The sequence below is a fragment of the Reichenbachiella sp. genome (assembly GCF_965233835.1).
Classification (GTDB): Bacteria; Bacteroidota; Bacteroidia; order Cytophagales; family Cyclobacteriaceae; genus Reichenbachiella.
Genome location: NZ_OZ247585.1, coordinates 406,013 through 419,241 on the forward strand (window position 1 = coordinate 406,013; position 13,229 = coordinate 419,241).

The 13,229-nt window shown below is 40.4% G+C and carries 11 protein-coding genes; 3 read left to right on the top strand and 8 right to left on the bottom strand.

The features are described 5' to 3' along the window. Window positions 1–70: 70 nt before the first annotated feature. The 3 genes from ACO6S2_RS01725 to ACO6S2_RS01735 all read right to left on the bottom strand — a co-directional run bounded on the left by ACO6S2_RS01725 (window position 71) and on the right by ACO6S2_RS01735 (window position 4,108). On the bottom strand, window positions 71–1,480 hold the full coding sequence (locus tag ACO6S2_RS01725; protein ID WP_422360791.1) for a dicarboxylate/amino acid:cation symporter: 1,410 nt from the start codon (window positions 1,478–1,480) through the stop codon (window positions 71–73). Between the two features lie 40 nt (window positions 1,481–1,520). Then, window positions 1,521–2,603, bottom strand: coding sequence for a chorismate synthase (gene aroC / locus ACO6S2_RS01730; protein WP_422360792.1), 1,083 nt, complete (start codon window positions 2,601–2,603; stop codon window positions 1,521–1,523). Between the two features lie 134 nt (window positions 2,604–2,737). Then, window positions 2,738–4,108 (bottom strand): BatD family protein, encoded by a 1,371-nt coding sequence (locus tag ACO6S2_RS01735; RefSeq protein WP_422360793.1) that lies wholly within the window; start codon window positions 4,106–4,108, stop codon window positions 2,738–2,740. A 471-nt stretch (window positions 4,109–4,579) separates the two neighbouring features. On the opposite strand from ACO6S2_RS01735, the gene ACO6S2_RS01740 reads away from it, so the two are divergent. Together ACO6S2_RS01740 and ACO6S2_RS01745 are read left to right on the top strand one after the other, a co-directional pair. Next, entirely contained in the window at window positions 4,580–5,458 is an 879-nt protein-coding gene (locus tag ACO6S2_RS01740; RefSeq protein ID WP_422360794.1) for an alpha/beta hydrolase-fold protein, read from the top strand. Window positions 5,459–5,482: 24 nt separating this feature from the next. Further along, a complete protein-coding gene (locus ACO6S2_RS01745; protein WP_422360795.1) occupies window positions 5,483–7,087 on the top strand; it encodes a mechanosensitive ion channel family protein in 1,605 nt (534 codons plus the stop codon). On the opposite strand, the gene ACO6S2_RS01750 is transcribed toward ACO6S2_RS01745, so the two are convergent. Further along, entirely contained in the window at window positions 7,077–7,748 is a 672-nt protein-coding gene (locus ACO6S2_RS01750) for a TVP38/TMEM64 family protein (RefSeq protein ID WP_422360796.1), read from the bottom strand. The two genes, ACO6S2_RS01745 and ACO6S2_RS01750, sit on opposite strands and share 11 nt — an antisense overlap. Window positions 7,749–7,902: 154 nt before the next feature. Between ACO6S2_RS01750 and ACO6S2_RS01755 the strand changes: the two genes are divergently transcribed. Then, window positions 7,903–9,042 (top strand): trans-sulfuration enzyme family protein, encoded by a 1,140-nt coding sequence (locus ACO6S2_RS01755; RefSeq protein ID WP_422360797.1) that lies wholly within the window; start codon window positions 7,903–7,905, stop codon window positions 9,040–9,042. A gap of 51 nt (window positions 9,043–9,093) precedes the next feature. On the opposite strand, the gene ACO6S2_RS01760 is transcribed toward ACO6S2_RS01755, so the two are convergent. The 4 genes from ACO6S2_RS01760 to ACO6S2_RS01775 form a co-directional block, all read right to left on the bottom strand. Beyond that, on the bottom strand, window positions 9,094–10,188 hold the full coding sequence (locus ACO6S2_RS01760; protein WP_422360798.1) for an alpha/beta hydrolase-fold protein: 1,095 nt from the start codon (window positions 10,186–10,188) through the stop codon (window positions 9,094–9,096). Between the two features lie 111 nt (window positions 10,189–10,299). After that, window positions 10,300–11,823: a hypothetical protein gene (locus tag ACO6S2_RS01765; RefSeq protein WP_422360799.1), complete on the bottom strand. Its 1,524-nt coding sequence runs from the start codon at window positions 11,821–11,823 to the stop codon at window positions 10,300–10,302. Between the two features lie 34 nt (window positions 11,824–11,857). After that, window positions 11,858–12,346, bottom strand: coding sequence for a MepB family protein (locus ACO6S2_RS01770; protein WP_422360800.1), 489 nt, complete (start codon window positions 12,344–12,346; stop codon window positions 11,858–11,860). Next, on the bottom strand, window positions 12,339–13,091 hold the full coding sequence (locus ACO6S2_RS01775; protein WP_422360801.1) for an alpha/beta fold hydrolase: 753 nt from the start codon (window positions 13,089–13,091) through the stop codon (window positions 12,339–12,341). The genes ACO6S2_RS01770 and ACO6S2_RS01775 overlap by 8 nt, the downstream gene beginning before the upstream one ends. Window positions 13,092–13,229: the final 138 nt, after the last annotated feature.

Consider the following 13,229-nt stretch of genomic DNA (forward strand, 5'->3'; position numbering starts at 1 on the left):
ATCTCCTCTAGACCAATTCAGTAATTCTCAAAGTGCTGGCGCAAGTATAATACAAAAAGAGAACTAAACTTCAATACTTACTCAACTCCCCTTCGCTCTTGGCAATCAAGGTAGAGACAGTCGCATCACCAGTTACATTAACCACGGTACGACACATATCTAGGATACGATCTACCGGGAAGATGATGGCGACCCAAGCAGGGTTGAGTCCTACAGACTGAAGCACGATGATCATCATCACCAAACCAGCACTTGGTGTAGCGGCTGCTCCGATAGAAGCTAAGGTCGCAGTTAGTACAATCGTCAACTGCTGGGCTACGGTGAGGTCTACCATGTGAAGCTGAGCCAAGAAAACTACGGCTACGGCTTGATATAAACTGGTGCCATCCATATTCACGGTGGCACCCACTGGCAATACAAAACTTGCAATGTTGTTGGATACGCCCATGTTGTCTTCCACACATTCCATAGTCACCGGAAGTGTAGCCGCACTAGAACTAGTAGAAAAAGCCAAGAACTGTGCAGGACTAATATTTTTAAAGAACTCTTTGTAGCTAAGCTTAGGCACAAAGATTTTCATGATTAAAGGATAGAATACAAACACCAAAAAGAACAGCCCTGCTACTAAAGTCAGCGAGTAAGAGCCTAATCCCAAGAAAATTTCAAATACCTCAGCAGGGGTATCAGCCATCTTCGCGATAACGCCGGCCAGTAAGGCAAACACAAAGAATGGAGCCGCCCCCATCACCATATTTACCATTTTTAGGAAAACCTCATTCATACTATGAATAAAGTCTACCACCGGCTTCTTCTTATCATCAGGCACCATGACCAATGTAATCCCAAAGAATATGGAGAAAAATATCACTTGAAGCATCAACCCATTATTGGAAATGGAGAAAATAACATTCTCGGGTACCATCTCCACGATAAACATCAACGGGCTTCCTTCTTTTTGTTTTTTGGCAGCAGCCATTCGGGCAGCCACTTTCTTTTGATCAGCTTCTGAGAGTTGGCCTTCTTTCTGAGCATCGGTGATTAGATGTTGAAACTCAGGCTTGTTGAGATAAGATTCACCATCATGCGGCAAACCCATTTTTTCATCTTGTAGCCAAAGTTCAAAAGAGATTCTATTTTTAATTCTTTGGTCTTCTTCTACAAAACCTCCCGGCTTCACCAGATTTACCAAAAGCAGCCCAATCCCAACTGCTGCTACGGTAGTTACCATATAGGCTCCTAAAGTTTTACCACCCAGGCGACCCAGCTTGGACACATCACTCAAGCCAGAAACTCCACTGATAATAGAAAAAAGTACCAAAGGCACCGCAATAAATTTGAGCAGTCTAATAAAAATGATCCCGAAAGGGTCTATCCAGGTGATAGTGAAATCATTCCATCCCAAGGCACTAGAAACAAACGCCCAAATTACTCCTAGGACAAGTCCTATGACGATTTTGACATGCAGCGGTAAATTTTTCATTCTTCGAATTAAATGTTGTGTTATTTAATTCGCCAAGATACTAAGCTTTTAATACTGTTGACTGGTTGAGCAAATAAAAATCAAGGATAGTCAATGCCGACATAGCTTCTACGATAGGCACTGCTCTTGGCACCACACATGGATCGTGACGTCCTTTTCCGGAAACGGTAATTTCGTTTCCGTCTTGATCTATAGAATTCTGGTCGCGCATAATGGTGGCTACTGGCTTAAACGCCACACTGAAATAAATGTCCTCGCCATTTGAGATTCCACCCTGAATACCTCCTGACAGATTAGTACGAGTTTTTACTTGATCTCCATCTTTTTCGATGATGTCATTATGCTCAGAACCTTTCATTTTGGCTCCTTCAAATCCACTACCGTATTCGAAGCCTTTCACGGCATTAATGCCCAGCATAGCAGCCCCTAATCGAGCATGAAGCTTGTCAAAGACTGGCTCGCCCAGCCCTACAGGAGTTCCTGTAATTACTCCCGTGACAACTCCACCAACGGTGTCTCCATTTTTGCGAACCCCATCGATGTAAGTGATCATTTCTTCGGCAATAGATTCATCCGGACACCGGACAATGGTGTTTTCTGTTTTAGAGAGGTCGAGTTCTAAGTATGACTTCTCAGTTTTTAAATCTCCAACCTGAGACACGTAAGCACTAACTTCAATCCCCAACTGACGTAGCGCCAACTTAGCCAAAGCGCCTGCTGCTACACGTGCTGCTGTTTCTCGAGCTGAGCTTCTTCCTCCACCTCTATAGTCTCTAACTCCATACTTTTCCTGATAGGTGAAATCGGCATGAGAGGGCCTATAGGACTTAGCAATGTGTGCATAATCCTTACTCTTCTGGTCCGTATTATGAATGACCATGGCTATTGGAGTGCCAGTGGTTTGACCTTCGAATACGCCAGATAGAATTTCAAAACTATCTGGCTCTTTTCTTTGGGTAGTAATCTTAGATTGTCCTGGCTTTCTTCTTTCTAACTCAGACTGAATAAAGGCCTCATCTACTTCGATTCCTGCTGGGCAGCCATCAATAGTAACGCCTATCGCTTTGCCATGTGATTCTCCAAATGTGGTGATCTTGAATAAAGATCCGAATGAATTACTCATATTAGATTACTCGAATAATAAAGAGATTGCTTCGCTAGCCGCTCGCAATGAGGGATAGTATCGAAGGCAATTGAACTAAATATCAAAATTAACTGAAATTCGCTTCTGAAGTGCGATTTTATTAACAGGAAGTCCTATTTTTTGAACATCACCAAAGCAACAAGGCCAATCAATACAAAAATGGCAATGTTTGCCATGCTGCGCATGCGATCCTGAGCATCTAGTGCCATCAGTTCATTGCTCTGAATGTCCATAGCATCATAAAACGTACCCATATCATTCGACAAGATGTACTCATTCTTTTTACTCTCACCAGTCACGCTCACAATCATATCGGATCGAAGGGTGTCATAGCTATCAGTTTTCACATTGAAGTAAATAAACTGCAGGTAATCCCCAAGAGCATACTCGCCAGGCTCATTGGGTATCCCGTAATAACTGAAAGACTTGGTTCCTCTCACTTTGCCGTGTCCTCTGCTGATATCCTGACGAATATTGGGAGAGTAGATATCAAAATTTTCATCCTCATATAGTCGTGGCTCGCTAATTGCCGAAATATTGCCTTCACCTATGACATCAAAGGAATAGTTAAAGCTTTCTCCAGTTTTTAAAGATTGACTAGATATTTTTTCTTTGAGTCTATAGTTGCCTACTGTCACACTTTCTTTTAATGGATGTGGAGGCAATTCTTTGATGGTCACTTTTTTGGGTTTGGTACTGAATGTTATGATCTCTTCCTGTCTATTTCTTCCAAAGAATGTTCGATTTTTAGCCACCTTGTATTTAATTAAGTCCAAACTAACCTTTGGGAAATAAATGTCCTTGTTGTTTAAAGGATAATACACAGCTTGATGAATTTTAAATTGCGTGTAATTCTCTCCATTAATTTCAACCACCTCTCCTGATATATTCTTTATTTCAAAATTTTCCTCCCAACAATTAGCAGGTTTGATTTTTTTCACAATTTCTGCCAATTGCCTACTTAATTCATGAAATGTCATCTCAGCCTGATTTTTTGAAGAAACATACAAACCCAAAGTCAGGGAAAACCCTTCGCCTGGATAAACCGAGGATTTGTCTGTAGTCAGAGCCAAAAAAGCATCTGCTTTTACATCCACAAATTCTTGGGGGGCATTCTGCCTTCCAAAAAAATCTTGAAAAGGATCACTCCCAAATGGATCGTTGCGCTGCCTACGCTGGACTGGAGGTCCTACCTTTATTTTTTTGCCTTTTACTCGATAAGTCTGTTTATTCACTTTCATTACAAATGAATTGAGCATGTACTCGCCTTCGGCAGTGGCCACATAATTTTGAATGACACTTTGCGAAGAACTCCTTCTGCCATTGATAAAATTGGTAGAAGAGGAAGACGATGTGCCCCTTTTCACGAAGCCTGGAATTTCAGGAAAAGAAGAATAATCTTCTAACCTTTCGTTGTGAATGGTAAGCGTAATGGTGAAGGCCTGATTGCTTGCAATTTCGTCTGGGCCTAAGTCAATACTCACTTGCTGCCCGTATGATTTAACACCCGTTAACAATAAAATTATTATGAATAAAAACCCTACTTTCCGCATGACCGTTTAGAAGAATAAAATTGCTAATCTAAATGATATTTCTTATTTTCAGGTGCAATTTGATGGGTGGCAAACGTGTCACCAGGTTTATTTAATAAATTTTAACAAACCACTTAATCCATGCTGGAATATTCTAAAACAATTCTGTCAAAAGTTAGTTTTGATAAAAATTTGTTTGACAAAGAACTAGCAAAAGCAATCAGGCTAGTTGGAAGGGAGCTAGAAGCTCTAAAAAAATGGTGTTACGACAAATTCGGCCATTTGTACCTCAGTATTCTAAATAAACATTTTAAATTGAATTAATATTTAGCTCCGAATTTCGGAGCTTTTCTTTTTTAGGCGATTATCCTTTTTTATTCTTCTCAGATGCTTTCAAATAAATATTTCCAGATTGTTCTTGTGATGATCTTACTTCTCAATGCCTCATTGCTCAGAGCTCAAACCAACGCCAGTTTAGAAAGGATTCCATACACTAGTAAAGTTGATAAATCCGATAGGAAGTTCCTTTTGTATTTGCCGAAAGGCTATGGTGATGACCCCAACAAAAAATGGCCGGTAATGATGTTTTTGCACGGTAATGGAGAAAGGGGGAATGGAACGACTGAATTGGACTTTGTAATGGTCCATGGCCCGTTGTATGAGGCTTGGATTCAAAAACGTGACTTACCATTTATTATCATTGGCCCTCAGCTCCATATGTTTGGGATGGACAAACAGGCTGAGTACATAGCGAACCGTACCCTAGATCAGCTGCCCAAAAGACTTGAAAATGGCACGCCTTCTCGAGAAGCTAAATGGAAGATTGATACACTTATGCAAGGTAGCCCATCTGCCACCGTTTATCCTTATCAAAACTTTGGTCCTCCCATGGGATGGGAGCAGGTAGAACAAGACTTACTAAACATGCTCGACCATGTTTCTTCCAATTATCAAACGGATCAGTCCAAGGTCTACTTGACAGGATTAAGTTACGGTGGGTTTGGCACATGGTATATGGGTAGCAAACACCCTGAACTTTTTGCTGCCATCAGTCCCGTAGTAGGTTGGGGTCACAAAGACTTGATGCAGCCTTTGGCGATCAATAAAATACCGATCTGGTGTTTCGCTGGTGGTAGAGATTTGGTCATTCAAGAGCAGTACTTTTATCCCGGTCTTAATGAGCTAGAGCAACTGGGTCATGAAGTGAGGTTTACAATAGAATCAGACATGGGTCATGATACCTGGAAGCGTGTATATGGGGGTGAGGATCTTTACACTTGGTTTTTGAGCCAACAGAAATAACTTTGCCCCTCAAATAAGTTTGTTATGCGAAATATTTTCATCTGTCTTTTCATCGTTTGCTCTCAGTCTATACTGGCAAATCCCAATGACACCATTACCAGTAGACTTGAAACACCCTATCTGGCGCTGAATACTTTTGTAACCAACATTACTCCTGAAAATAAAAATTTAACGGCTGCTTCCATATTGTTCAACAATCCGCAAATGAACGTTGAGCAAAAAGTGAAATATGTAAAGAAACTAGAGCAAGTCTTAGACGGGGCTGGCATCTTTATTTTCTTCGACAAGGTACCCACTTATCCAGATTATTTTGATTCGCTACACAACGAACATGTATACGTGATCAATAGCAGATACCCAGAAATCTACCTACAAAAAAAACGGGGACGCTGGCAATTTCAGCCCGAGGTGATGAAATCTATCGATCAGGTTCATGAAGAGTTATTCAAATTCGACCCAAAAAACTTGATCGGATTAGAAATAGAAAAGACCAGTCTAAACACCTATTTCCTAGGATTGAAGCTTTGGCAATGGATAGGTATTGCCATCCTTTTTGGACTGTGCTTTCTCATTCGATATATCTTCTCTATCATCTTCGAACGCATATTTATTAGAATGCTGGACAGGATAGGTCAACGACATATTGGTAGTAGATACATCCTGCCAGTCGCAAGGCCAGCTGGGATGCTGATGGTGTTCTTTTTTATAGGTGCGCTTTACCCAAGTCTGGAATTACCACGGTTGGTTGGCTACTATGTAGTACTTGCATTGAAAGGCATGATTCCTCTCTATGGAATGATTGCTCTCTATCAACTAACCAGTGTAATTGATGTTTATCTGACCCGTTTGGTCAACCGCACAGAAAGCACCTTGGACGATCAGCTTATTCCTATTATCAGGAAAGTGCTGAGAGTTGGCGTCGTGGTTATTGGAGGTCTGGTTATTCTAGATAGTTTGGATGTACCGATCCTACCCCTCCTGACGGGTCTCTCTATTGGTGGTTTGGCTTTTGCGTTGGCTGCTCAGGATACCATCAAGAATTTTTTCGGTTCGTTCATGATATTCGTGGACAAGCCTTTTCAAATCGGAGACTGGATTGTTTCAGGAGATATAGACGGCATGGTGGAAGAAGTAGGGTTTAGATCTACAAGAATTCGTACTTTCCGCAACTCTGTAGTTTCCGTCCCCAATGGTCAATTGGCTGATCGCACCATTGACAACAACGGGTTGAGACGAATGAGACGTTTTAAAACAACCATTCAAATCAAATACGACACGCCACCAAGTCTCATCGAGGTTTTTGTCAAAGGGCTTAATCGTATCGTCAAAGACCACCCAAAAACGAATGACGAAAAGTACGAAATTCACTTTAACGACCTAGGGGCTCACTCTTTGGACATCTTGTTTTACATATTCTTTGAAGCTGCCTCATGGACAGATGAGTTAAAATTCAGACAAGAAATACTTTTGGATGTATTAAAACTTGCAGAGCATTTGGGTGTCGAATTTGCTTATCCGACACAGACCTTGCATGTTGAAAACATGCCGGGTCATGAATTTTTTGACCCTAAATATATCAAGGATCAAAAAATGCTCAACGGCAAATTGGATGAGTTTTTCAAGGCTTAGGTCTCAGAATGTAAAACAACCCAAAAATACCTGCTACACTCAGCACAATAAATAGTCCAAAGTAATCATTAGTCTGCACGGCTTCGACGAGTATGGGGGCTTGAGCACCCAACCAAATAAAGAAAAGTGTGCGGGGCAACATACCTAGGAGGCCTCCCAAAAAGAAAGGTCCAAACCTGACCCCAGAAACTGACAAGACTACATTCATTAACCCAAATGGCAAAGCAGGAGAAACCCGAGCAAGAAATGTCGTGAGCCATTGTCTACTTTCAACATTGGCAAAAATCGGAGCAGCTTTTGGGAATTTTTTCTCTACCCAATCAATGGTCTGATTGTCCATTTTTTGTGCTAAAACATACCCAACTAAAGAAGCCAACTGATAACTAACTACCACGGGAATCACAGCATAATAGCCTAAAAAATAACCACAGACTAAAGAGATAAAGGTAGTAGGAGTAATGGCTAAGCCCATACTAAACACACTCAAGGCAAAGAAATACATCCAATGTAGTGATGTAAAAGACCTGATCAATTCTTCATATTGAAGGGCCAGGTATGTAAGTGTAAATGTTGAAAACCAAGGCATCAAAGTCATCCAGCTCATAAGCATAAATATGCCTATGGGGTTATTGAAAAATGAAGAATATCTATGGTTATTCAAGTATGTAAATAGTCTATGCGAAAAAACATGGCGAATATGCGATATTGATTACATTTGTCGCTCAAAATCACAAGAGAATTACTTAAATTAAAGTGGTGCAAAGCGAAGTTACTAGCTTTCCGAACAAAGCATCACTGCATTAAAATAAGAAATTATGAAATTTGGTACCAAGGCCATTCATGCTGGAGTAGAACCGGATCCGAGTACAGGAGCCATTATGACTCCAATCTATCAAACTTCTACCTATGTGCAACCATCACCTGGTCAGCATAAAGGCTATGAATACTCAAGAACCCAAAACCCAACAAGAGACGCACTTCAAAATAATTTGGCAGCCCTAGAAAATGCGCACCACGGATTGTGTTTTGCATCTGGACTAGCTGCTACCGATGCCATCTTAAAACTACTAAAGCCAGGCGACGAGGTTTTGGCTTCTAATGATTTGTACGGAGGTACCTATAGAATCTTTACGAAGATCTATCAGGATTTTGGGATTAAGTTCAAGTTCATTGATATGAGAGATTTGAATAGAATCTCCGAGCATTTTTCAAACAAAATCAAAATGGTTTGGGCTGAGACTCCTTCAAACCCAATGATGAACATCATTGACATCAAGGGGCTTTCTGGTGTTTGTAAAAAATTTGGAGCTATGTTTTGTGTGGACAACACTTTTGCAACTCCATACTTGCAAAACCCTCTGGATCAAGGTGCTGATGTTGTATTGCATTCGGTAACCAAATATCTGGCAGGTCACTCTGATGTAGTGATGGGTTGTTTGATGACCAATCATGATGTGCTGAAAGAAAAATTAGCATTCATCCAGAACTCGAGTGGAGCAGTTACCGGTCCACAGGATTGTTTCTTGGCCTTGCGAGGAATTAAAACTTTGCATATCAGAATGCAGCGTCACTGTGAAAATGGTCGACGCGTAGCGCACTTTCTAAAATCTCATCCAAAAGTAGGCGAAGTGTACTGGCCTGGATTTGAGGAGCACAAGAATCATGATATCGCTAAAAAACAAATGCGAGATTTTGGAGGTATGATTTCATTTGTCTTAAAAAATGACAAGATCGATGATGCAATAAAGGTCATGGAAAATCTAAAGCTTTTTGCTTTGGCCGAATCTCTTGGAGGAGTAGAGTCACTTTGTGGTCATCCCGCGAGTATGACACATGCTGCTATTCCGCGAGAAGAGCGAATCAAAGCTGGCTTGAAAGATTCACTCATTAGATTGAGTGTTGGCATCGAAGATGTTGAAGATTTAATTGCCGACTTAGAAAAGGCGTTGGTTTAAAAACAGCCGTCAAAATAAAAAAGCCTGATTGCCTAGCGTTGTCAGGCTTTTTTATTTTCCTACTTCAAATTTATTAGACAAGTATCTGTATTTCATAGCCATTGCGCTTTCCGGAATAGATCTTTCAAATGCCAGGTTATAATATTGGGCAGCCATCTCTTTCTGATCTAGGTATTCATAAACCTCACCCAAAGCCCCGTGCAGGTCTGCTGAAGCAGGATATATGGTAAGCCCATACTTTAACAGCTTTACCGCTTCTTCTGGTTTGCTTTGAAACAAAATGCCGGCCGATTCTCCAAAAGCTCCAACTGGGATTTTAACTGGAAAATCATAGGCTTCGTTTAAGGTAGCGTAGTAGCCTTTGATTGCTTCGACACCTTTCAAAACGACAGAATCAGGAATATAAAAATCGTTGAACACAAACTTTAATCCGCTATAAATTCCTTCACCGAGAACATCCACATGAGAAGAGGAATGCATCAATTCAAATTTCCATCTTAAATTTTTTGGATTCAAACTATCTACCAGACTCTTATACTTTACGAGTCCGGCCGCTCTTGGGCCTGCACCTTCAGTGCCGGCATATAGATAACGGTTTTCATAATTATGCTTGCTCAATTCTTTGGAGAGGAAAGCTGCTGTTTTTGGTCCAACACCCGTTCCTGATTGGATATGCGCATCAAACAAACCAGGCTTGGTAACCAAAAACTGCATGCTTATGTCCGAAGCTGATGACCAACCATAGATAATATCAAATCCATTGGTGCGATAATTTGAATCAATAAAAGGCTTCAATTCGGACTCAACAAATTCTAGGAATTTGGAATAAGAATCTTGCTTATTGTGCATTACATGTACATCTCGAAGCCTGTCGATATTTGGAATACCCACAACAATAAGGGCAGGCATATGACCAAAAGCATTAGATAAAAAACTCACAGCTCCAACTGCGTAATCATAAGCATATTCTCCGTCCAACACATAAAGCACTCCATAACTTTCATCAGCCTTATCGTACCCCTGGGGAAGCTGAATGTTGACTAGCCTGTCTTCAGCGAGAGCCTTAGATTGAATCAAATGTGTGGTTTGAGCATTGACTGTTAGACAAGCGAAAGAAAAACTGAGAATGGTGAAAAGTCGCCTCATGGTTTTGGAGATTAATAATGACAACTCAATCTAATCGACACTTATAACCTCTACAACCATGTCCTAATAGATGGGCAATTACACAGACCAAACTGCTCAAACTTGGCTTTTTTATTTACCTCGATGATCAGAGAGCACCTCATTCATATCGATGATTACCTCATCAATTTCTCTGGCTGACTGTCGTATGTATTCCGCTATTTCCTCTCGCTCAGATGAAATTTCGGTATTCAGGATGTCTACTAAACCCAGAAGCCTGGCCACTGGGGCACGGGTTCGGTGCGAATTGTGATAAGCCGCTGCCTTTATCTTTTCACTTTGCTCTACGACTTCTTTGGTTCGCCGTTCGATCTCACTTTCTAAGCTCTGATTCATTTGTTCGAGTTTGTCTCTGAACTTCTTCTGAGTGCGGTGCAGTCGATAAAAATTGAAGGCAAGCAAGCCAATGCTGAATAGCAGTGAGCCCAACAGCCAATTGATCGTTATGTTTTGTCGATTTTTATAATCCAATAATTGAATCCGTTCTTCCGCCTGTGAGAGGTCATTTTCTGCTTTAGATAAATCAAAATTGATCTGGGCAATGGACTTATGAATTTCATTTATGGCCTCATACTGCTCGTTTAAAGATTCAAAAGCAGCGTCTAAATTTCCAGTAGATTCATAATATCTCTGCGCCACACCTATGAAAATTTTATGGATATATTTATTCTTTAAATACTTTGAATAATGTTCCGCTTTTTTGATGTGATAGGATGCACTGTCCTTCATTCCTAACTGAAGATAGGAGTCTGCCAAAACGGTATGTAGTCCACCAGCACTTTCTACACTATTCTTTGCTATCGAATAAGACAGGTCCTCCAGAGCAAGAGGTATCATCTTTTTATATTCTTGATTTAGATAAAATAGATAGGATAGATTTCCCGTGGTATTGTAGTAGGCATGCTCATCTCCCTTTTCTTTAGCTAAATTTATGACATGTTGCAATACTTCCTGCGCGGGCTTGATACTATCTCGATGTAAATTTGAAACACTGGTCCACAACGTTGCCTTATGATTCCAAAGCGCCATTTCAAACTTTTCGAATTGACTCTTGCTAGTAAAGGCATTGGGGTCTAAAGAATCGAACAAGTAATTAATCTCATCAAAACCCTCCTCATATCGGCCCCAAGGTATATAATTTCTAACCTTATACATTCGAGAAATCAGCGCCATAGTCTCATTTTTACTTTCTTCAAACTTTTCGATTGATCGATTGGTCAATAAATCGGCCTTATCATACTTCCCCAAATGCTGATAAAGACTGGCTTCAGTCAGGCCCAAATAGTGTTTATATTTCTTCAGATCTTCTTCCTTCGAAAACCAGGTTTTGGCACCAATCAGTTCTTTAGTTGCTCTTGGGACGTCGCTGATGGAAAGACGAAGGGATTTAGCCAAATGAATAAAAAATACTGTTTCGGGCATATCATTGACGTCCAGGAGGGAGTCGTAATAGGCTACGGTATAAATGTTGTTTGAATCTTCTGCCGTATTCAAGAAGATGTTTATGATTTCATCTTTCTCTATTGAAGAGTGCTTACCAAACCCGTTATACAAGGTCAAGAAGAAAAAAAGCAAGATTAGGAAAGAGGTTTTCATAAATGGTTGTACCTCTAAAAATAGTAAAATATGATCAATTAATTTGATACGCCTGCTGCACTACCTGAAGTGGGTCTTCTGATTTAAGAAAGTGGCGTACCTGCCATTTCTGACTCGTAATGGCTTGTTTACTGATTGGTTGATCCCAAGGAGGATAAACACGAAAGCCTCTCTTACCTTCTTTTTTATCTGAAGTTATAATTCCTTTCTCCAAAAGAATTGATTTTGGAAAGACGAATTGCCCTAGTTGACTCTCATATCTTACGTTGATAACCAACAGGTCGAAGTTATCAGACTCTTGAAGAGGCTGAGTTATGCCTTCTGGTGACCTCTTCCAAACAGTCACAAATTGGCCTACTTTTTTAGGGGTGATTTTAGCATTTCGGCTTATGACCTTCTTTCCATTAATTTCAAATCGACAGGCGCCATACTCCTGACTTTCGCGTTCCTCTTGAAGGTTCTTTATTTTCAGGTTACCAACTCTATAAAATGCCAAATCCATAATGGGCAAAACCTTATTCATTTTTCTGAGCAAGAAATTTTTTGGAGATTCTAATGAATTCTTCTCGATTGTCTCCCTGGTGCGCATAGTGGCCTGTATTTGGCATAATCCAGAGTGCTGAATTATCAATTTTTTTGCTCAAGCTAACCACAGATTCCACCGAAATTTGTTCGCGATCACCAAGAATAAGAAGTGTATTGGCTTTTATTCTAGCGAGCTCATCAGCTGACATTTTTATGTTATAATTCGCCAATTGCTCTATGACAGATTGGACTTGCTCTTCGCCTCCTGCATGAAAATCTCTAATCCAGGCAAACTGCTCTATATTTTCATAAGTAAAAGCCTCGAGCATATCAGGATAATTCTGAGCGTCCCAATCGGCATTAGATCCAATGACTACCATGGACTCTACTGTTTCTGGGCTCATACTACTCAATTGCAGCAATACATCACCTCCAAAACTAAAACCAATGCCCTTTATTTTTTCCAGCTTTAGTGTTTGTATAAGTGCTAGTATATCCTTGGTGGCATCTTCGACTTTGAAGGTTTCAGTAAACGGACTGGATTTGCCATGTCCTCGTAGATCAATAAGATACACTTTGTAATCTTGAGCATAATACTCCACAAAATCCTTCCATGATTTAGAGGACTGGGTATATCCATGGAGCAGTAATAGAGGCTCTCCCTGCCCGTAAGTTTCATAGTATATAGATACATCATTTAACTCTAACCCTGCGGTTTGTGTTGGAGTTTGGGCCTGTGACATGAGAGTAATAATTGAGACAAGCAAAAGGCTAATTGTACTTTTCATTTTGAGTTTTCAGAGTTTAACAGGACGAAACTAGTGGATTAGTTCCAAATCAAAAAAACCCCAATACCTAAACCACTGGTACCGGGGTTTTAT